This is a genomic window from Terrabacter sp. BE26 (assembly GCF_041941675.1).
Lineage (GTDB): Bacteria > Actinomycetota > Actinomycetes > Actinomycetales > Dermatophilaceae > Terrabacter.
On sequence record NZ_CP090122.1, the window covers coordinates 2,358,791 to 2,378,332 of the forward strand.

Consider the following 19,542-nt stretch of genomic DNA (forward strand, 5'->3'; position numbering starts at 1 on the left):
ATCAAGACGGAGGGCCCGGCACCGAGGAGGTGCCGGGCCCTGCATCACGTCGCCCTCCGCCCGCCGGCAAGCAGACGGTGGGCCGACCTCTCAGTGGCCGCCGACGCGGGCCTTGAGGCCGTCGAGCTCGGCCCACAGCTCGGTGGGGAGCTGCTCGCCGAACCTGTCGAACCACTCCTGGATGAGGGGCAGCTCCTTCTCCCAGTCGGCGGCGTCGACCTTGAGGGCCTTGGCCACCTGCTCGGGCGTCAGGTCGAGCCCGTCGACGTCGAGCGAGTCCTCGGTCGGCACGAACCCGATCGGGGTCTCGACGGCGTCGGCCTCGCCGTCGAGGCGCTCGACGACCCACTTGAGGACTCGGCTGTTCTCGCCGAAACCGGGCCACAGGAAGGAGCCGTCCTCGTCGTCGCGACGGAACCAGTTGACGCCGAAGATGCGAGGCAGCTTGGCGGCGTCCGCGCTCTTGCCGATCTCGAGCCAGTGGTTCATGTAGTCGCCGGCGTGGTAGCCGATGAAGGGCAGCATCGCCATCGGGTCGCGGCGCACGACGCCGACGGCGCCCGTCGCGGCGGCGGTGGTCTCGGACGAGAGCGTCGCGCCGATGAAGGTCCCGTGCGTCCAGTCGCGCGACTCGTAGACGAGCGGCACGGTCGTCTTGCGGCGGCCGCCGAAGAGGATCGCGTCGATCGGCACGCCGTCGGGGTTGTCGTACTCCGGGGCGATCATCGGGCACTGCTTGGCCGGCGTGCAGAAGCGGCTGTTGGGGTGCGCCGCCTTGGTGCCGGCCTCGCCGTCGGCCGGCGTCCAGTCGTTGCCCAGCCAGTCGGTCAGGTGCGCCGGCGGCTCGTCGGTCATGCCCTCCCACCAGACGTCGCCATCGTCGGTCAGGGCGACGTTGGTGAAGACCGAGTTGCCCTTCTCGATGGTGGCCATCGCGTTGGGGTTGGTGGACTCGCCCGTGCCGGGCGCGACGCCGAAGAGCCCGAACTCCGGGTTGACGGCGTAGAGGCGACCGTCCTCACCGAAGCGCATCCAGGCGATGTCGTCGCCGACCATCTCGGCCTTCCAGCCGGGGATCGTGGGCGTGATCATCGCGAGGTTCGTCTTGCCACAGGCCGACGGGAAGGCGGCCGCGACGTAGTGGACGGAGCCCTTGGGCGAGGTGAGCTTGAGGATGAGCATGTGCTCGGCCATCCAGCCCTCGTCGCGGGCGATCGCCGACGCGATGCGCAGCGCGTAGCACTTCTTGCCGAGCAGGGCGTTGCCGCCGTAGCCGGAGCCGTAGCTCCAGATGGCGCGCTCCTCGGGGAAGTGGACGATGTACTTCGTGTCGGAGCACGGCCATGCGACGTCGGCCTGGCCGTCGGCGAGAGGTGCGCCCACCGAGTGGAGGGCGGGCACGAAGTCGGCGTTCGTCTCCTCGATCTTGTGGAGCACCGTGTCGCCGCAGCGGGCCATGACGAGCATGGAGACGACGACGTAGGCGGAGTCGGTGATCTCGACCCCGAACATCGGGACCTTGGCGTCGAGGTGGCCCATGACGAACGGGATGACGTACATCGTGCGGCCCCTCATGGACCCGCGGTAGAGCTCGGTCATCCGAGCCTTCATCTGCTCGGGCGCCATCCAGTTGTTGGTGGGCCCGGCGTCCTTCTCGTCGACGGAGCAGATGTAGGTCTGGTCCTCGACGCGTGCGACGTCGGTCGGGTCGCTCGCGCAGTAGAAGGAGTTCGGCTTCTTGCTCTCGTCGAGCCGGACGAACGTGCCGGCCTCGACCAGATGGTCGGTCAGCTCGGTCCACTCGTCGGGGGAGCCGGTGATCCAGCGGATGTCGCGCGGCTGCGTCAGCTCCGCGACCTGCTCGACCCACGCGGCCAGGCCCGCGTGCGTCGTGTGTGTCTGTTTCTCGTGGGTCGTGGTCAACTCGGGGCCCATCCCTTCGCGCGCGGTGCCGCCCGGCACCACGTCGTGCCGGTGTGAAGCTGCTCGGCAGGTGGCTCACGACGATTCCCGGGTCGGGTCCGCGGTGTCCACATGCTGAGCAGATGACGTGATGCCTTCAAGGTACGCGTCGCCCCCTGGCCCGTTCGCCGTCCACGGGAGGGGAACCGGTGAGACCGCTCACACCAGTCGGCATGCGCAAGGATTTCGACAGCAAGGTGTCGGATTCTTGCGGGAACTTGCAAGCCGCCTCACGAGTGCGGTGAGCGGCGCGGCCCGGCTCGGCCCCGAGGGGGTCGATTTCGTGGTTGCCGATCCGAGGCGCTAGGGTAACTTTTCGTTCCTCCCCGCGGGGGAACGACGCACCCGTAGCTCAACGGATAGAGCATCTGACTACGGATCAGAAGGTTAGGGGTTCGAATCCCTTCGGGTGCACTCTGTGTTGAGACAGAATATGGGCCCTGACCTGCAGTTATGCAGATCAGGGCCCTTGTCTGTCCCGGGCGTTAGGTGGGCACGATCCACCACTTACCCATCGAAATCCCCCGCTTCTGCGAAGGCCGCGAGGGACGCTCGAGCGTCCGGACCCTCATGCGTCCGGGCGATGTAGTACCGCTCGGTCACCCGGGACGAGGCGTGACCCAGCTGCGATGAGGCCGTGAGGGCGTCGAACTCACGCGACAGGACGGTCGCCACCGTCTTGCGGAAGGTGTGAGAGGTGACTCCCTTCCACCGCTTGTCCCGCTCCTGGAAGTCTCGCCATTGGCGGCTCACGTTCCGGGAGTCGCGGAGCGTGCCCGCAGACGAGGGGAACACCACGTCGTGCGGATTGGGCTGTTGCTCGACGCTTCGCCGGAGCAGCATGTCCACGGCGAAGGCCGGCAACTTGAGGCTCCGCTTGCTCGCGTCCGTCTTCGGGTGTGCCTGCAGGACGAGCCCTCGGCCTCGCAGCCGCGTCACGGTCGCAAGGATGCTCACCGTGGGCACGTCGCTCTTCAGGTCCACCTGGGCCCACGTGACCGCAAGGGCCTCGTTGATGCGGCACCCCGTGGCGAGCATGAGGTCGACCAAGTCGGGCAGTTCAGCGCGCACCGCGCCCCTGTCGTTCCGCAGCGCCCGCCGAAGCTGCGCGACCTCGTCGGCGGAGAGGGCTACCACATGCTTGGCCTTGGGAGCGATCGGCTTCGTCTGCCGCGCTGGGTTGGCCTGCAGCGCGTCGTGACGCACCGCCAAGTCGACGATGGCCGTGAGAACGGTGCGCAGCATCTTGGCCGTGGTGTCGCCAGATCGTGCCCGCACCGCCTGTAGGTGACGGTCCAGCAGGCCAACCGTGAGTTCTTGGACGCGCACCTGCCCCAGCGCGGGTCGCACATGGCGACGCACTAGATCGGCATAGGTCTCCTTCGTGCCGGCCGCGCGGTCCGAGTCCTGAAGGTCTCGGACCCACATGTCGGCCACGACACCCAGGGTGGTTCGACCAGTGATGTCCTCGGCGCTAGGACGGGCCCGGTTGCGCAGCCTGTCCAGGAGCTCCGCCTCAGCCTTCCCCCGGCTCGGTCCTGACGCCTCTACGAGCCGGGTGACGCCGTCGAAGTCCCGAAAGCGCGCCCGAGCCCGGTACTGCGCCGCATCGACTCGGGCGGTGTTGATCCTCCCCCAGGCGCCCAGGGCGAGCGGTGGCCTAGGCATGGTCATCCACTATGCCTAGTGCTTCCCATAGCACCCACGCGGGCTGTTTCGAGGAAGGGGGAGCAGGGTCATCCACCTTCTCCGCCCACTCTTCGTCGTTGGCCGGGTCCAAGCGTTTGAGCATTTCAATCTGCTTGTCAGTGACCCACCTGGCCGCGGCGGCGGCGTCCTCGTCCTCCTGCTCGGCAACCCAACGCTCGCCCCGGCTCGCTAGCCGCGCAATCTTGGCATCAATCCATGCTTCGCGGATCTCGGCACGGACGCCCAGGTCCATGAGCTTGAGCGGCCGGGTTGAGTCGATGTCGACTGAGTCGCTCGCCAGGTAACCGCTGACCCCCTTGCCCCAGCCCCAAACTCCGCCAGATGGGATCTCCTCACCGCCGGTAACGCGGGCCATGACGCCCGCCCCCACGATTCGAGGGAACAGCAGAGCGTCAGGGGTGACCCTCAACGCCAGTGCGAGGGCCGTTAGGTCATCCACGTCGACGCGGCGCTCACCAGCCTCGATCCGCCGCAGGCCCAGTGGCGGGATGGGGTGACCCCGCCGCTCGAGCTCGCGCGAGAGCTCCGCGTATGTCAGTCCCCGTGCGAGGCGAAAGGTCTCGATGTTGGCCCTGACCGTCTCGCTGGTCGGGCCCGAGTGCATCTGCTTGCCGGCCATGGACGAACAGTGACAGATCAAAGATGAAGATGCAAGATCAAAGTTGCAGTGAGCTGTCCATGCATGATCTACTCCGTCCGGCCGGGATCAGGTTGATCTCGATGCGATCAAAGATGGAGAAATAGTGAAGCACGTTCAGCAGGACAGGTTGCTCTCGCCGGAGGCTCTCGGCGAACTCGTGGACGTGCCCATCGCCACGATCTACAAGTGGCGCTCGACGGGGCGCGGCCCGAAGGGGCTTCGCGTAGGGAAGCACCTGCGGTACCGGATGTCCGACGTCGAGGCTTGGCTCGACGCGTGCGCCGGAGAGTCGGCGTAGTCGTGTCTGCGCTTCACGCGTCCACACGGCCGGCCGAACGGGGTCGGCACGGAGGGGCGGGCGGGCCCGTTCCGTCTACTGACAGCACACAGAGAGACCAGGAAAACCACAATTTCCGCCGTTTTGGGGTCGACACCATCGCTGTCAGCGGCGCGGTCGACCCCGAAGCGGTCAGTCGTATGCCGGGGCAGCGACTCACCCGACTGCTCAACGTCGTTACCGGTGAGGTGGAAGACCGAGTGACCAGCGCCAGGCTCGCGACGACTGTTCCCTACCGGGTCGACGTCCAGGCTTGGCGGGGGGCGCCCCGGGCGCGGCTCGAGTTCTCCGCGCCTCGCCTCCTGCGCGGCGACAACCGGTGTCCTGCGACACCACAGGAGGTGCTGGAAGTCGTTCGGCGCGCCTATGACGAAGTGGGAGAGCACCTCCCTTGGTTGTGTGACGTGGCTGGGCTGTCCGTCGAGCGGCTGGACCTAGCGCGCGACTTCGAAGGGGTGGTCGACGGTCCGCTTCTGTTGGACGAGCTCTCGCGAGTGCCCGCCGTGCGCATGGGCACCCAGACCTTTCGGTCGCCGGAGCACAGCGGGACCCAGACCGTCGTGCGCGAGACGACAAGACATCGGGGGCAGCTCTACTGTCGCGACTTTCACTACCTCGACCGTGCCCGACAGACGCGTTCCGCAGAGAAGAAGGAACACCTCAGGACCTTGGCTGCAGCTGACCGCGGCGTAGTCCGGTTCGAGCTCAGACTCTGGCATCAGCAGGCGGTTGAGGCAGGCGCCGGCTCCCTCTCGGAACTCACCTCATCGCCGCTGGAGGATGTGGCCAAGAGGTTCTTCCTGGATAGGTGCCGCTTTGGGGAGGTCGTCGCTGGGCCTGCTTCGAAGTTGCGGCAGGCAGCGGAGGCTCTCACCATCGCTGGCGCCGGAAAGGAACTCGTTACCGCGTTCGGCCAGTGGGCCCTGGACGCGCTTGGGCTTGATCCCGGAAGGCATCCTCAGACGGCCTCGACCTATCGCCGGCGCTACCAGGGTGCGGGGCTCACGCCCAGTGACCTTTGGGCGGTGGAGCGGGCGCCGGTGCGCTTTGACTGGGCCTTGGGTCGGGTGGTGGCGGCACACAGCGTTGGCAGGGCCGCCGCCTAGCGTTGGTGACCCTCTCTCGCCGGTCCACGTGATGCGTCCCTGGCCGTGGCACCTGTTCGCGTCATATGAGGTCGTCACCGTCCGAATTTGGTGTCTGGCCGCCCCTGCGTGGGACCAGCTACATCGGGTGTCCGTTTCCGCAATGGGCTCCGCCGGCCGCTACACAGGGGAGCGCATGGCGAAACCCGCTCACGGCGGGCAGCCCGTCGGCAGCAGTCCAGCACCATGCAGCTCGATATGAGGGCGCCCACGGACGTGGCAGCACTCTTCCTGTCATGGCACCCCTTTAGGTCAAGACGTGGCAGGGATCGGGGTTCTACGCTGGGTGGCGGCGGGTTTGGGAAGAGGCTTTTCCGAAGAGCCGGTATGGGACTGTGAGCCGGTCACGCTGGAGTCAGAGACGTTGTCCCCGTGCCCTCTCGGACCCGTCACCTCGCCCGTGCCAAGCGCGCGCTCGCGCCGGTTCTGGTCCGCGACCATCCGCGTGTACACGACGTTGGACAGGCGCCGTTTCAAGGACCGCAGCGCCATCAGCGAGGGTGTCCCGCCGGCCTTGCGGGCGTCGTAGAACTCTCGCCCCGGGGTGGGGTTGCGAAGCTGCACCACGGCCATGATGTGCAGCGTCCGGTTGATCCGACGGTTACCGGCACGAGAGAGCCGGTGGCGTTGCTGCGCCCCCGAGGAGGCGTCCAACGGCGCGGTCCCGTTCCACGAGGCGAACCGGTCCTTGTCCCGGAACCGGTGGATGTCCCCCACGTCGGCCAGCAGCCGCGCCGCACCGGTCGGGCCGATCCCGGTCAGCTCCAACAGGCTCGAGCCGCGCTCGTGCACCAGCGCGGTCAGCTCTTTCTCCGCGCCTTTGATCTTGCGGTCGATGCCCTCCAACTCGGTGATGAGTTCGACGACCAGCCGGCGCCTGGTCTTGCCGACGAGATCCCCCGGCTTCACCCTGGCGATCAGCGCGCGGGCCTGCGGCGCGGACAGGAACGTCTTCGCCCCGCCCGGAATCAGCTCCAGCAGAAGCCGATGCAGCCGGTTGAGCGTCTGGGTCCGAGCCCGGCCCAGCTCGTCACGCCGGTCGACCATCATCCCCATCACGACCAGGTCATCCTCCACCAGCACCGGGCGCAGGCCAGGCTCTGCTGGGGCGTACAACGCCGCCAATGCCACCGAATGGGCATCGACCGGGTCGGTCTTGCGGCCGTTGCCGGTGGCGAAGACCCGAACCTGCGCCGACAGCTTCGCCGGCACATCGACCACGCGCTCCCCATCGTGCACGAGCCGGTGCGCCAGGTGCCGGCCGATGCCGTTGCACCCCTCGACCGCCCACACCCGCTCCTGCGCCGACCCATAGCCTCGGCCCGCGGCGAGCATCGCCGCGTAGCCGGCCTTGTCCGTGTCGAACCGCCCCACCTGCAGCACCCGTCCGGCCTGGTCGATGACCTCGATCGTGGCCGAGCGCTTGTGCGGGTCCATCCCGATGATCACGCCCATCGCAGCGCACCTCCTCATCCACGCACTGGTGTGACAGCGAGGAGGGCATTGCTACTTCGAGCAGAACAAACCCCTTTCGAGCCTCTCCTCGCGCGGTGCCCGACGAAGACGCATGCCATGAGAGAGCCACACCAATGACGCCGGTGGGCAGCCGATAGAGAGAGCGTCTCGTCGAGCACCTGGACCGAGTCTGGCCGGACACCGATCCTGCATCCAGTCTCTAAGTAGCCGATGATGGGATGTTGGGAATCCTCGTCAGCGCCGGGCTCGTTCAATCCCAGAAGTTCCGCAGTGCACACCCCGCCCCGGAGGCGATCTGGGTGCTTCGCACGGGCCCGGTTGTGGTCTTCGCGGTGGCCAACCAACCGGCACCTGGCCGCCCGCGAACATTCCCCCGTTTGGGGCCGGGCGCGCGATCTCAGTTCTCCAAGGCTCATCTGGCACCATCTGGCCGCATGCATACCCGTGTGTACCGCAACGGCGTTCTCGACCAGCAGGACTTCGACCCCGCCCTCGTCTCGGACTTCCTTGACGAGGGCGACTGCGTCGTCTGGCTTGACCTGTGCACCACGCAAGGGGACCAGCTCGCCCTGATCAGCGACGAGCTCAAGCTCGACACCCTCGCCGTTGAGGACGCCATCAACCGTCGCCAGCGCCCCAAGGTCGATCGGTATCCCGACCACCTGTTCCTCACCGCGTACGTCGCGCAGGTCGGCGATGACCCCGACGACCTCGACCTCAGCGAAGTCTCCATCTTCGTGACCGAGCGCGCCCTGGTCACTGTGCACGACAACGCGTTCCACCCCGAGCAGCTCACCGCACGCTGGGACGCCGCCCCGGACGTGGCAGCGAACGGGGTCGGCGGCCTCCTACACGGCCTGCTGGACCTGGTCGTGGACTCCCACTTCACCGCGACGCAACAGCTGGACGATGAGGTCGAGGACCTAGAAGACCTCCTGTTCGCCAACGAGCCGCACCCGCACATGCAGCAGCGGATGTTCGCGCTGCGCAAGACTCTGGTGCGCCTTCGTCGGGTCGTGCTGCCGATGCGCGAGGTGATGAACACCCTGCTGCGCAGGGACCTGCACGTCGTGACCGAAGCTGTCGCAGCGAACTACCAGGACGTCTACGACCACGCCCTGCGGGCCAGCGAATGGACCGAGGGCCTCCGCGACATGGTGAGCACCATCTTCGAGACGCACCTGTCGATGCAGGACCACCGGCTGAACAACGTCATGAAGAAGCTCGCCGCGTGGGCCGCGATCATCTCCGTCCCGACCGCGGTCACCGGGTACTTCGGCCAGAACGTTCCCTACCCGGGGTTCGGCACCGAGTGGGGGTTCTGGGTCTCCGCGGGCGGCATGGTGGCCATTGGCGCCGTCCTCTACGGGGTGTTCAGGCGCCGCGACTGGATCTGATCAAGCCAGCCGGCGTGCCCCCCAAGGCGTCGCGACAACCGTGGGGACCGTCTGCCCGGAGCGCGTTGACCAACAATGTGCCCGCCGCACGGTCGCCGCGGTGAGACTCAACATTGCGTCCCCGGACGCCTCACGCACCGGCAAGCCGCCCGCATCGTCGTTCTCGGCCGAGGGAACGTCGGATTGAACGTCGCCAGCGTTGGGTTTTCCGGTCCTGCCGCGCTGCGAGCGATCGTGCCGATGAGCGGTAGACGCTCAGTTGCGCTTGGTCAGGGTCGCATCAAGGGCTGGCTGTTCGGAGTTACTTGGGCCAGTTCCACGCCTGCGCTTTGCCCTGCGCATCGATCCACCTGATCGATGGCTGGAACCAATCGCCGGCCCGGCGGCCTGAGTCCATCGCGACCGCCACGAAGTCAGGACCTCCATGAGGGCTGGAGATCCTCATCGTGGACATGCTCAACATCTCTGTGGTCTGGTCGTCGGTGGCTTGCAGGTCGTGGGCTCCAGCCGGAAAGAGCGCGAACGTAACTCCAGGCTCGGTGCTGACTGCAAAGCCCACCGCTGGCAGGTCCGCGGCGCGTATGGGTCCCGCCGACATCAAGACCTTCTCAGAGCCGTCCGGGTCCAGCCGCGACAGGACGAACTCGTTGCGGTTCCCGATGTAAGCATCGTGAACGGAGATGACGAAACGGTGCCCGTTGGCAGTGACCCACGCGCCGGCCTCACTGCCCGGCTTGCCTTCTCCGGCGGCCCAGACCAACGGGGTCAGCGGCGTGCCAGTCGCGGGGACCACCGCTTGGGCGATCCCGAAGCCGATCAGACCTGTGGCCGCGACTCCGGCCAGTGCCGCACGACGCCGTCGGACGCGTCGCACTCGGTGACCGATGGCCACCACCTCGCCAAGATCCACCTCCCTGGCGGGGATCTCGCTGTCGGTGAAGACGTGGCGGACGAACGCTTCGACGTCAGTGCTCATGGACTCTTCCTTCGCTCGAGATGGCTAGCTGACGGAGCGCGGCGAGGCCGCGTGAGGCCGCGGACTTCACCCCACCCACTGACAGGCCCACCAGGTCTGCGGTCTGCCGCTCGGACAGGTCGGCGCAGTACCGCAGGACGATGACCTTGCGTTGCTGCTCAGGCAGCTGGGCGAGTAGTCCCACCAGTTGTTCCCGCTCAACATGCGAGGTGTCGGCCTCGACAAGCACCTCACGCAGCACCGGGCTGGGAACCTCACGTCGCACACGCCGCCCGTGATCTGCGCGACCGTTCACCAGAATCCGGCGCGCATAGGCCAAGGCCGTTTCCTGGCGGACCTTCGGCCACGCCAAGTAAGTGCGAACGAGAGCGTCTTGAACCAGCTCCCGGGCAAGGTCCGGGTCCCCGCACAGGAAGTAGGCCGTCCGAAGAAGGGACGGCTGGGCACCGCGCATGAAGGACGTGAATGAAGCGTCACGCTCCTTCTGTATCGACTCCCGCATCCGTGCCTTCTTCCCTGATGCTCTTCAGCGACCCTGACGCACTCATACGGTCGCAGAGCCGAAAAGGTTGCAGCACCAGGACAGACCTCATCCGGCCGACCAACACAACGGGCCTACTCAAGGCGTTTCGGTCAAGTCGTCTCCCAGTTCGAGGCTGGCCCACCAGGCAGGGGACCCAACAGGCGAGCCCGACGTCCGGACATGCCGCTGTCGGTACGCGGGTCCCGCCGCGCATTGAACGCCCTGCTTCTACTTAGCCGGCCGAAGGCTCCAGCGGCTGGCGTTGTCGAATCGTCCGGTCCGGACGTCCGCCAAGAGCTGCTCGACGCGGTGCTTCGGATCCACTCCTGCCGGAAGCAGCTCCTTGTAGATCACCTGAGGCCCCAGGTTGAGAGTGCCCTTCGGCATGAGCAGCACGCCCACCTTGTATCTGTTCTGCCGGTCCTGCCACGCGAAGAAGGCGAAGGCCAAGGGCGCTAGCAGAAGCATCTCGATTCCCCCGCCCCAGGAGCCGCCGCGCAACGACGATCCACGTTTGATCGAGCGCACCTGGTAGCGACGACCGTTCCGCTCGACGCTGACTTGATGTCTCATGTGCTCCGCCCCACTCAGGGGCCTTGGCCGGCCCTCCTCTAAATCTATGCCAGCGGATTTTGTAGGTTGCCGACCGGCCCGTCCAGATGCACTCTCATGCCGCCTAGCACAAGGCCGATTCTGCCGATGGGGCGTTCGCATCTACTCGTCGCCTTTCGCAGGCTGCCCTAGCATTTGGAAATGTCGACGATGCCGGTGGGCGCAACAGGCTGGGTGGACCGCAAACAGGATGGGTCTTTCAATGCCCAGCTGCGCGGCCCTATGACCCGTACGGATGCGCGAAGGCTGGGGGAATGGCTGCTCGAACAGACGCAGCCTGATGAGGACGACTCACAGGTGGCCGAGCCCGAGGGCTGACCTGTCACGAGGGTGGCGCGGGCACGGCCACACCTGCCGCTTGCAGGCCACCCCGGGGCCTGAGCTGCCCTTCTACCAACTTCCGCTTCTGCCGCGACCCGTACGTCAGTCAGTCCACGGCGGACAAGGGAGGCGGCAGCCCGGCTCATCTGACTCTCGCTGACCGTGCTCGAACTCGTAGGCGCACTCGCCGCACATGCCGTGCAGGTCATTGCCGGTGCCGGGGTGCTCCACCCACGGGTGCTGGCAATCGGGACAGTCGCCCAACGCGCGCAAGCGTCGAGCTAGATCCCGCCTTCTCCTGCCCCGCTCGATGAAGCCGCGCGGAGGACGCTGGGCCGAGCCTGCCGCGCGGTCCATCTGGGGCCTCGCCTTGCAGATGACCGTGCCTCCGAAGGAGCGCGCACGGCGGAGGCTCGGAGACGCGGCCCCCCAACGAGAAGGCGGAGACGTGGTTCAGCTTCGACGGGACCAGAGCATGAATCGCGGGGAGAGCTGCATCACCGAGGCCACAGGTTCCTCCGCTTCGTGCCAAGGGAACTCACTCCGGTACTCCTCGAGAGACTTCTGCGTCTTGTCGAAGTCGTCAGGATCCACTAACCACCGGGCCACGATGCCATTCATCACCCGGACATCAGTCGACGGGATGTAAGACCGCCACTCGGCGCGCTCATCAAGGAAGATCTCGCTCAGCAGCATCCCCAGGTGAGGGCTCACCCCCATGGCAAGCACTCGGGCAAAATGCAGGTTCCGGATGGTGTCCTGATGCACATCCGTGACCCACTGCCCCTCCCGATTGCGGGGCGCATGGTCGGCGAGACTGCGTGTGCCCTGCGAAAGCATCTCGGCGAGCCGCTCCCTCTGCCGGAATGTTCGCTCGCGCCGCCATTGCCCTCGAGTCGTACTCCATGAGGCCAGCGCGGTCAGCCCGCCTCCGACGACCGCCCCTGCTACTGCACCCCAGAAGGCAATCCACCCCGCAGCCAGTGTCGCATCCATGGGCGCATAGTGCCTGAATGGACCGACACGGTCTCTGCGCAGAACTCGGTCCATCCGCCAACGACTACCGCAATGCCGGCCACGGCGTGCGGTCGGGGCGCACCGTGGCGGGTGCTCAACCCTTGCCGCGCTTCTTGGTCGCGTTGGGGTGGTGGGTCTCGACCCGCTCGAGCATCACCGTCTGGCCCTCGACCCAGTACCAGATGCGGGCACCGTTCTTGAGCTCGTACTGGCGCCGCTCATGGCTCACGCCGTTGCGTGTGACCGTCGCCAGGTCGCCCTTGAGCCGGCCATGCGGAGGCTCGTCGGCGAGGGGCTTCTTGGTGAGGTAGTCCCATGCGTCCGTGAGCGCGTTCTTCTGGGTCGCGCACATGTCGGTCCATCCGTTGCGTGCCTGCGAGGTCGCGTATTTGATGACCCACTCGGTGCTCTTGGTCGGGCGTGCGACTGTCCCCTGCTTGGTCGCCATCCGTGGCGTCAGGCGAGGTCGGTCCGCGGGTCGGCCGCGGCCTCATCATCCTCTAGCCAGTCCACGGCCATGTCGGCGGTGTAGCCGGCCGCGTACGCCTGAGCGGTGCGGTGCCATTCCTCCAAGACCTTCAGGAGGCGGTCGAAGTGGCGCACCGCGGCGCACGCCCGGGCAACCCTCACAATCTCCTCAGCAAACGCCTCCCGCTCAGCCTCGCTCAGGAACATGAGCCAGGGAAAGGGACCCAGCAGGCGAGCGGTGAACGGCTCGGTTGAGGGGTCCAGGGACGCCGCAACGAGCTGGGCGGCAAGCTCAAGGCCAAGTTGGTCGTGGCGCGCTTGAGTCTCAGATGTGAGGATCAGAGGGTCCCCGTCACGCCGGGTGATCAGGACCGGGCCATCCTCTGCGGCAGCGAAGACGGCCGCGGGCTGACGCGAAAGCTCCGAGGACTGGAACGTGTGGACCTGCAGGGCAGCGGACATGACCCCATCTTCAGATCATGTTCTGAATTTGTCAAAACGTTTGGCATGGCAGCAAGGCCCTACAGCTCGCGTATCTCGGAATCCGCCGACGACGTGCCGGTCGCACTGAGTGCCCGTCCGGCCCCGTCGGCGACGCGCGCCGTCGTGCATCGATTCGGTCGTCGCGCTTCTCGAAGGGCCGGTAGGAAGCAGGGCGCTCGTACACGACAGCACTCGGCGCCAGGTGCCTGTCGTTCACGAAGTCGTCGCCCGCAGGTGGTAGCCGGCCCGACGTCCCGGCCCCACACCCAGACGGGCGACTACGCGAGCCCGCGCTCGAATCCCGGCGGGCGACGTGCCGCGACTCTCCGGCGGAAAAAAATGACCCGCGTACTCGAAGCCCCTCCCCGCAGAGACCCCCCCACCGTGCCGGAAAGTGGGAAGGGGGGTCGGACGCGCGCGCGCGTGAGGTCGCCGCAGAAACCACACCGACGAGGCGTCTGTTGAGCTCAGACACGCGATCTTTGGCATGCGCCAGTGGGCGATCGTCCCTGCATCGACGTGCTCGCTGAGCTGGTCCGCTGGAGGACAGGGGCATTGCTAGGGCTGCGCCACACACTGCGGGCCAGCCACGGGAGGGTGCGGTGACCCATCGCTTACTCATCGCAATGGACGCGATCCATCGCTTACCAATGACAAGGGTGCCTCAGCGGCAAGCGGTTCACGGAGCACGTACCGGGCACTCGATGCGTTCCACCGCTTACTGACGAAAGTTCGAACCACGTAACAGAAGGTTAGGGGTTCGAATCCCTTCGGGTGCACTCTGTGTTGAGACAGAACCAGGGCCCCGGTCGGCGCAAAGCCGTCCGGGGCCCTGTGCTGTCCGGCGGAGCTCCCGACCCGATCTCATCCCGAGCAGGTGACGTGCCCGCCGCCGCCCCCGCGCACGGTGGGTGGACGGAGGCGTGCGGCTCCGGCCTCCCGGACGCCGCGTGGGCCTTCCCGGCGGAAGGGTGTGGAGGATGGCCGACGTCAAGCTGGAGCGCCAACAGTCCCTGTCGCAGGAGGAGGCGGCGCCGTCGATGTCGGGCGTCGCCTCCACAGGCCGATGAGCTCCGGCGGGCGTCGGGCGTGGTGGGCACGCCTGGCGCTCATCCTCGCCGCCCTCGCCGTGCTGGGCCTCGGCGTCGCCGCCGAGTCGCGCGGCGTCCGGCTCTTGCTGCTGGTGGCGTGTGCGGTCGTCCTGTTCGTCGTCGCGGGCTACTCGGTCCTGGCATTCCGGGCCTGGCGGCGCGCCCTCGGCGTTCTCGTCCTCGTCGCCGTTCCCGTGGGGCTGGTCGTGGTCCTCCTGCTGAACGAGCTCGTCCTGCCGGTGATCGTGTGCGTGGCCGTCCTCGCCCTGGCGGTGGGTGCGGGTCGCATCGCACTCACGCCAGAGGCGGCCGACGAGGGCATGCCCGAGCACGTCGTCCCGCCGCCCCAGCACCCGTTCGTCATCATGAACCCGCGGTCGGGCGGCGGGAAGGTCGCCCGCTTCGACCTGCGGGCAAAGGCCGAGGCGCTCGGCGCCGAGGTCGCAATGCTCGAGGGGTCCGAGACCATCGACGTCGCCGAGCTGGCCAGGCAGGCCGTCGCCCGCGGGGCCGACCTGCTCGGCGTGGCCGGCGGCGACGGGACGCAGGCGCTCGTCGCGGGGGTGGCCGCGGACCACGACGTGCCGCTCATGGTGATCAGCGCAGGCACCCGCAACCACTTCGCGCTCGACCTCGGACTCGACCGGGAGGACCCTTCGACGTGCCTGGCCGCGCTGGGTGAGGACGCGGTGGAGCTACGGGTGGACCTCGGCGTGATCGCCGGGCGCACGTTCGTCAACAACGCCTCCTTCGGGGCGTACGCCGCCGCGGTGCAGAGCCCGGGCTACCGCGAGGACAAGGCCCGCACGACCCTGGACGTGCTGCCCGACCTGCTGAGCGGGGCCAAGGGGCCGCAGCTGCGGCTGGACGTCGACGGGATCGTCGTCGAGCACCCGCAGGCGGTGCTGGTCAGCGACAACCCGTACGGCATGGGCGACCTGGCCGGCCTCGGGCGCCGAGCCCGGCTGGACACCGGACAGCTCGGCGTCGTGTCGGTGAACGCCGGCAGCACTCGCCAGGCCCTGGAGCTGCTGCGTGGAGCCACGCGGCAGGGACTGGTCGCCGTCAACGCCCCGGAGGTCGTCATCTCCTCGGAGGCCCCGGAGATCCCCGTGGGGATCGACGGCGAGTCGGTCGTGGTCCCCACCCCCGTCCACTGCACCGTGCGCGCCCGGGCCCTGCGCGTACGCGTCCCACGGGACCGGCCAGGTGTCCCTCCCCGGCGCCCGACGTGGAGCTGGGCGCAGCTGCTGCGCCTCGCGTCGTTCTCCCGGACCGGTTCCCGGCGGTGAGCCGGCCCTCCGAGCGGCTGCGGCAGGCGGGCCACGAGCTCGTCGAGCTGGACCGGGCCGTCCACGCCGCGGTGCAGGCCACCCCGACGCCGCAGATCGACCACGCCCTGGCCCGGATGTCACGGGCAGCGGACCGGTCGCTGCTCTGGATGGGGGTGGCCACGGCGATGTCGGTGTCGGGCCCACGGCGACGGCGGGCCGCGGTGGTCGGCATGCTGGCCCTCGGAGCGACGTCGGCCACCGTCAACCTCGTGGTGAAGCAGGGCCCGAAACGCGGCCGGCCGTCGGTCGAGAGATCGGTGCGAACACACGGCGTCCGCATGCCGGCCTCGCACTCCTGGCCCTCTGGCCACTCGGCCTCGGCCTTCGCCTTCTCCACGGCTGCCGGGGCGGAGGCCCCCGAGCTGGACACGGCGCTGCGGCTGGTCGCCACCGTGGTCGCGTACTCGCGGGTGCACACCGGCGTGCACTACCCGGGTGACGTCATCGCCGGTGCGGTGATCGGGGCAGGGATCGGCTCGCTGGCCCACCACGTGGCGGGCCGGGTCGCGCCGCGTCTCACCTCCTGCGGGTGACGCGGCCGACGCCGGCGCCGCGCGAGTCTGGGCGTGTGTCGAGCCAACCCGCCGCGCAGACCGGAGGAACCGCAGCGACCGGAGCCGGTCTCGTCCTGGCCGTCCTCGCGGCCGGACAGTTCCTGATGACCCTGGACAGCTCGGTCATGAACGTGTCGATGGCCGTCGTGGCGAACGACCTCGGCACCACGATCAGCGGCATCCAGACGGCCATCACGCTCTACACGCTGGTGATGGCCACGCTGATGATCACTGGAGGCAAGGTCGGCACCATCATCGGCCGGCGCCGGGCCTTCGGCCTGGGCCTGCTCGTCTACGGAGCCGGCTCGCTCACCACGGCCATCGCCCCCAACCTGCCCGTCCTGCTGCTGGGGTGGTCGCTGCTCGAGGGCATCGGCGCCTCCCTGATCATGCCGGCGATCGTCGCGCTCGTCGCCGCCAACTTCCCCCCGGAACGGCGCGCCGCGGCATACGGCCTCGTCGCCGCGGCGGGTGCCATGGCCGTGGCCGCGGGCCCTCTCATCGGCGGTGCCGTGACGACGTTCTTCTCGTGGCGCTACGTCTTCGCCGGAGAGGTCGTCATCGTCCTGGGCATCCTCGCCTTCCTCCGGAAGGTGACCGACGTCCCGCCGGTGCCCGCCCGCGTCGACTACGTCGGCTCCCTGCTGTCGGTGGTCGGCCTCGGCGCGTTCGTCTACGGCGTCCTGCAGACGAGCGAGTGGGGCTGGGTGGTGCCCAAGTCCGGCGCTCCGCAGCTCTTCGGTGCCTCCCTGTCGATCTGGCTGATGGTGCTCGGCCTCCTCGTCGTCCTGCTGTTCCTGCGGTGGGAGGCCCGGCTGGTGAGGCGGGGACGCGAGCCCCTGCTGCGGCCGATGATGCTGCGCAACCGCGGCCTGGTCGGTGGGCTGACGATGTTCTTCGCGCAGTACCTGGTGCAGGCCGGGACGTTCTTCGCCGTGCCGCTCTTCCTCTCGGTGGTGCTCGAGCTCAACTCGCTCCAGACCGGGTTGCGGATCCTCCCGCTGTCCGTCGCCCTGCTCGTGTCGGCCGCGGGGATCCCCAAGGCCTGGCCGGCGGCCAACCCACGTCGGGTGGTGCGCCTCGGCCTGCTGTCGGTGCTCGCCGGTGAGCTGCTCCTCGTCGGCGGCATGGACCCCGGCTCCAGCGCGGCCGTCGTGGTGATCCCCATGGTGCTCATCGGGCTCGGGCTCGGAGCCCTGGCCTCGCAGCTCGGGGCAGTCACCGTGTCCTCCGTGCCGGACTCGGAGAGTGCCGAGGTGGGCGGCCTGCAGAACACCGGGACGAACCTCGGCGCCTCGCTCGGCACGGCGCTGATCGGCTCGGTCCTGCTCGCGACCCTGACGGCGGCGGTCGTGAGTGGCATCCAGGACAACCCGGCCGTGCCGGCGTCGGTCAAGTCGCAGGCCTCCACGCAGCTGGTGAGCGGCGTGCCCTTCATCTCCGACACCCAGCTGAGCCAGGCGCTCGGCGATGCCGGGGTCACCGGCAGCACCGCGGACGCCATCATGCAGGTCAACCAAGCGGCGCGTCTCGACGCCCTGCGCAACGCCTTCGCCGTCACCGCGCTGCTGACCGCCTGCGCGCTCTTCTTCGTCGGACAGATCCCCCGTCGCGCTCCCGGCAGCGACGGATCGAAGGACGCGGACCAGGAGGAGGAGGAGGAGGGTACCGAGCCGCACGAGGAGGCCCGGGGGAGCGCACCCGATGCGAACGAGGGCGGCGCCGGGCAACGCGCGGGACGGCATACGCGGACATCGCTTGCGCAGGCAGGGGAGCGGCGGTTGGGTGAGGCAAGACCGTCCGACGCCGCCCGGGAGCATCCATGACCGCAGTGCAGACCCACCCCTCGACCGAGCTGGACCCGCGACTCTCGCACACCCGGGGCGAGACCGAGCCGGCGCTGCTCGAGGAGACGATCGGCGACAACCTCGATGCCACCGCCGAGCGCTTCGGGGAGCGCGAGGCGCTCGTCGACGTCGCTCAGGGCAAGCGGTGGACGTATGCCGAGCTGCGGGCCGACGTCGACCGGCTGGCTCGGGCGCTCCTCGCGTCGGGCGTGCGCAAGGGCGACCGGGTCGGGATCTGGGCGCCGAACCGCTCCGAGTGGACGCTGGTGCAGTACGCGACCGCCAAGATCGGCGCCATCCTCGTCAACATCAACCCGGCGTACCGGGCGCACGAGCTGCAGTACGTCCTCGGCCAGGCGGGCATCTCGACGCTGGTCGCGGCGGAGTCGCTCAAGACCAGCGACTACCGGGGGATGGTCGAGGAGGTGCGCGAGGAGATCGAGTCGCTCGAGCGCGTCGTCTACATCGGCACCTCCGACTGGGACGAGCTGCTCGCGCGCGCCGAGGAGGTCTCCGCGGAGGAGCTGGCACGGGTGCAGGCGGGGCTGTCCAATGACGAGCCCATCAACATCCAGTACACCTCTGGCACAACGGGATTCCCCAAGGGTGCGACCCTGAGCCACCGCAACATCCTCAACAACGGCTACATGGTCGGTGAGCTGTGCCGCTACACCGAGGAGGACCGCGTCTGCATCCCGGTGCCCTTCTACCACTGCTTCGGCATGGTGATGGGCAACCTCGCCTGCACCTCGCACGGTGCGTGCATGGTCATCCCGGCGCCCGGCTTCAACCCCGCGGCGACGCTGCGCGCCGTGCAGCAGGAGAAGGTCACCTCGCTCTACGGCGTGCCGACGATGTTCATCGCGGAGTGGAACCTGCCCGACTTCTCCTCCTACGACCTGTCGAGCGTGCGCACCGGAATCATGGCCGGATCCCCTTGTCCCGCAGAGCTGATGAAGAAGCTGATCGCAGCCGGCATCGAGGAGATGACGATCTGCTACGGCATGACCGAGACGTCGCCGGTCTCGACGCAGAACCGCACCGACGACACCTTCGAGCAGAAGGTGGGCACCGTCGGGCGCGTCGGGCCGCACCTCGAGATCAAGATCGTCGACCCGGCGACCGGCGAGACGCTCCCGCGCGGCCGGGCGGGCGAGTTCATGACCAAGGGCTACTCGGTGATGCTCGGCTACTGGGAGCAGCCGGAGAAGACGGCCGAGGCGATCGAGGACGGCTGGATGCACACGGGCGACCTCGGCGTCATGCACGAGGATGGCTACGTCGAGATCACCGGCCGCATCAAGGACATGGTGATCCGCGGCGGTGAGAACGTCTACCCGCGCGAGATCGAGGAGTTCCTCTACACGCACCCCGACATCCTGGATGCCCAGGTGATCGGCGTCCCCGACGAGCGGTACGGCGAGGAGCTCTGCGCCTGGATCCGGATGAAGGACGGGGCCACGCCCCTGACGGCGGAGTCGCTCCGCGAGTTCTGCACCGGCCAGCTCGCGCACTACAAGATCCCGCGCTACGTCGAGATCGTCGACGAGTTCCCCATGACCGTGACGGGCAAGATCCGCAAGGTCGAGATGCGGGAGACGACGGCGAGGAGGCTCGGCCTGGCCTGACCCGCGTGCCCTCTGCACGGC

General features: G+C 68.2%; 18 protein-coding genes and 1 tRNA gene. 9 read left to right on the forward strand and 10 right to left on the reverse strand.

The window, feature by feature from the left end; translation table 11 throughout:
* Positions 1-90 precede the first annotated feature (90 nt).
* On the reverse strand, positions 91-1,935 hold the full coding sequence (locus tag LQK93_RS10905) for a phosphoenolpyruvate carboxykinase (GTP) (RefSeq protein ID WP_374967816.1): 1,845 nt from the start codon (positions 1,933-1,935) through the stop codon (positions 91-93).
* Between the two features lie 368 nt (positions 1,936-2,303).
* On the opposite strand from LQK93_RS10905, the gene LQK93_RS10910 reads away from it, so the two are divergent.
* Positions 2,304-2,376: transfer RNA gene (locus LQK93_RS10910), tRNA-Arg, on the forward strand.
* 93 nt (positions 2,377-2,469) lie between these two features.
* On the opposite strand, the gene xerC is transcribed toward LQK93_RS10910, so the two are convergent.
* On the reverse strand, positions 2,470-3,390 hold the full coding sequence (gene xerC / locus LQK93_RS10915) for a tyrosine recombinase XerC (protein ID WP_374971485.1): 921 nt from the start codon (positions 3,388-3,390) through the stop codon (positions 2,470-2,472).
* A gap of 232 nt (positions 3,391-3,622) precedes the next feature.
* Positions 3,623-4,291 (reverse strand): helix-turn-helix domain-containing protein, encoded by a 669-nt coding sequence (locus tag LQK93_RS10920; RefSeq protein ID WP_374967817.1) that lies wholly within the window; start codon positions 4,289-4,291, stop codon positions 3,623-3,625.
* A gap of 124 nt (positions 4,292-4,415) precedes the next feature.
* Here LQK93_RS10920 and LQK93_RS10925 point away from each other — a divergent pair, with 124 nt between their 5' ends.
* Together LQK93_RS10925 and LQK93_RS10930 are read left to right on the forward strand one after the other, a co-directional pair.
* Positions 4,416-4,610, forward strand: a complete 195-nt coding sequence (locus LQK93_RS10925; RefSeq protein ID WP_374967818.1) for a helix-turn-helix transcriptional regulator — start codon at positions 4,416-4,418, stop codon at positions 4,608-4,610.
* 179 nt (positions 4,611-4,789) lie between these two features.
* Positions 4,790-5,755, forward strand: coding sequence for a hypothetical protein (locus tag LQK93_RS10930; protein WP_374967819.1), 966 nt, complete (start codon positions 4,790-4,792; stop codon positions 5,753-5,755).
* Positions 5,756-6,046: 291 nt separating this feature from the next.
* On the opposite strand, the gene LQK93_RS10935 is transcribed toward LQK93_RS10930, so the two are convergent.
* Entirely contained in the window at positions 6,047-7,249 is a 1,203-nt protein-coding gene (locus tag LQK93_RS10935; RefSeq protein ID WP_374967820.1) for an IS110 family transposase, read from the reverse strand.
* Between the two features lie 242 nt (positions 7,250-7,491).
* Here LQK93_RS10935 and LQK93_RS10940 point away from each other — a divergent pair, with 242 nt between their 5' ends.
* On the forward strand, positions 7,492-8,667 hold the full coding sequence (locus LQK93_RS10940; protein WP_374967821.1) for a magnesium transporter CorA family protein: 1,176 nt from the start codon (positions 7,492-7,494) through the stop codon (positions 8,665-8,667).
* Positions 8,668-8,968: 301 nt separating this feature from the next.
* On the opposite strand, the gene LQK93_RS10945 is transcribed toward LQK93_RS10940, so the two are convergent.
* From LQK93_RS10945 to LQK93_RS10955, 3 genes are all read right to left on the reverse strand, one after another.
* Positions 8,969-9,643, reverse strand: coding sequence for a hypothetical protein (locus LQK93_RS10945; RefSeq protein WP_374967822.1), 675 nt, complete (start codon positions 9,641-9,643; stop codon positions 8,969-8,971).
* Positions 9,633-10,145, reverse strand: a complete 513-nt coding sequence (locus LQK93_RS10950; protein ID WP_374967823.1) for a SigE family RNA polymerase sigma factor — start codon at positions 10,143-10,145, stop codon at positions 9,633-9,635. The genes LQK93_RS10945 and LQK93_RS10950 overlap by 11 nt, the downstream gene beginning before the upstream one ends.
* Before the next feature lie 249 nt (positions 10,146-10,394).
* Entirely contained in the window at positions 10,395-10,739 is a 345-nt protein-coding gene (locus LQK93_RS10955; RefSeq protein ID WP_374967824.1) for a hypothetical protein, read from the reverse strand.
* Between the two features lie 180 nt (positions 10,740-10,919).
* Between LQK93_RS10955 and LQK93_RS10960 the strand changes: the two genes are divergently transcribed.
* Positions 10,920-11,096, forward strand: a complete 177-nt coding sequence (locus tag LQK93_RS10960; protein WP_374967825.1) for a hypothetical protein — start codon at positions 10,920-10,922, stop codon at positions 11,094-11,096.
* 456 nt (positions 11,097-11,552) lie between these two features.
* Here LQK93_RS10960 and LQK93_RS10965 read toward each other — a convergent pair whose 3' ends face one another.
* From LQK93_RS10965 to LQK93_RS10975, 3 genes are all read right to left on the reverse strand, one after another.
* A complete protein-coding gene (locus tag LQK93_RS10965) occupies positions 11,553-12,095 on the reverse strand; it encodes a hypothetical protein (RefSeq protein ID WP_374967826.1) in 543 nt (180 codons plus the stop codon).
* A 115-nt stretch (positions 12,096-12,210) separates the two neighbouring features.
* Entirely contained in the window at positions 12,211-12,564 is a 354-nt protein-coding gene (locus tag LQK93_RS10970) for a hypothetical protein (protein WP_374967827.1), read from the reverse strand.
* 8 nt (positions 12,565-12,572) lie between these two features.
* Positions 12,573-13,046 (reverse strand): type II toxin-antitoxin system Phd/YefM family antitoxin, encoded by a 474-nt coding sequence (locus tag LQK93_RS10975; protein WP_374967828.1) that lies wholly within the window; start codon positions 13,044-13,046, stop codon positions 12,573-12,575.
* A 1,087-nt stretch (positions 13,047-14,133) separates the two neighbouring features.
* Here LQK93_RS10975 and LQK93_RS10980 point away from each other — a divergent pair.
* The 4 genes from LQK93_RS10980 to LQK93_RS10995 are packed head-to-tail and all read left to right on the forward strand — an operon-like array spanning position 14,134 to position 19,521.
* Entirely contained in the window at positions 14,134-15,450 is a 1,317-nt protein-coding gene (locus tag LQK93_RS10980) for a diacylglycerol/lipid kinase family protein (RefSeq protein WP_374967829.1), read from the forward strand.
* Complete coding sequence (locus tag LQK93_RS10985; protein WP_374967830.1) at positions 15,447-16,025, forward strand: phosphatase PAP2 family protein; 579 nt, start codon at positions 15,447-15,449, stop codon at positions 16,023-16,025. The genes LQK93_RS10980 and LQK93_RS10985 overlap by 4 nt, the downstream gene beginning before the upstream one ends.
* Before the next feature lie 35 nt (positions 16,026-16,060).
* Positions 16,061-17,872, forward strand: a complete 1,812-nt coding sequence (locus LQK93_RS10990; protein WP_374967831.1) for an MFS transporter — start codon at positions 16,061-16,063, stop codon at positions 17,870-17,872.
* The gene (locus LQK93_RS10995) at positions 17,869-19,521 is read left to right on the forward strand and encodes an AMP-binding protein (RefSeq protein ID WP_374967832.1); all 1,653 of its coding nucleotides are present in this window, start codon (positions 17,869-17,871) and stop codon (positions 19,519-19,521) included. Before LQK93_RS10990 ends, LQK93_RS10995 begins: the two co-directional genes overlap by 4 nt.
* The last annotated feature ends 21 nt before the right edge of the window (positions 19,522-19,542 follow it).

Coding starts and splice junctions, on each gene's coding strand:
- LQK93_RS10935 (WP_374967820.1), bottom strand. CDS start 7,249: ATGGGCGTGATCATCGGGATGGACCCGCACAAGCGCTCGGCCACGATC.
- LQK93_RS10995 (WP_374967832.1), top strand. CDS start 17,869: ATGACCGCAGTGCAGACCCACCCCTCGACCGAGCTGGACCCGCGACTC.
- LQK93_RS10975 (WP_374967828.1), bottom strand. CDS start 13,046: ATGTCCGCTGCCCTGCAGGTCCACACGTTCCAGTCCTCGGAGCTTTCG.
- LQK93_RS10965 (WP_374967826.1), bottom strand. CDS start 12,095: ATGGATGCGACACTGGCTGCGGGGTGGATTGCCTTCTGGGGTGCAGTA.
- LQK93_RS10920 (WP_374967817.1), bottom strand. CDS start 4,291: ATGGCCGGCAAGCAGATGCACTCGGGCCCGACCAGCGAGACGGTCAGG.
- xerC (WP_374971485.1), bottom strand. CDS start 3,390: ATGTGGGTCCGAGACCTTCAGGACTCGGACCGCGCGGCCGGCACGAAG.
- LQK93_RS10970 (WP_374967827.1), bottom strand. CDS start 12,564: ATGGCGACCAAGCAGGGGACAGTCGCACGCCCGACCAAGAGCACCGAG.
- LQK93_RS10950 (WP_374967823.1), bottom strand. CDS start 10,145: ATGCGGGAGTCGATACAGAAGGAGCGTGACGCTTCATTCACGTCCTTC.
- LQK93_RS10980 (WP_374967829.1), top strand. CDS start 14,134: ATGAGCTCCGGCGGGCGTCGGGCGTGGTGGGCACGCCTGGCGCTCATC.
- LQK93_RS10955 (WP_374967824.1), bottom strand. CDS start 10,739: ATGAGACATCAAGTCAGCGTCGAGCGGAACGGTCGTCGCTACCAGGTG.
- LQK93_RS10945 (WP_374967822.1), bottom strand. CDS start 9,643: ATGAGCACTGACGTCGAAGCGTTCGTCCGCCACGTCTTCACCGACAGC.
- LQK93_RS10905 (WP_374967816.1), bottom strand. CDS start 1,935: ATGGGCCCCGAGTTGACCACGACCCACGAGAAACAGACACACACGACG.
- LQK93_RS10960 (WP_374967825.1), top strand. CDS start 10,920: ATGTCGACGATGCCGGTGGGCGCAACAGGCTGGGTGGACCGCAAACAG.
- LQK93_RS10930 (WP_374967819.1), top strand. CDS start 4,790: ATGCCGGGGCAGCGACTCACCCGACTGCTCAACGTCGTTACCGGTGAG.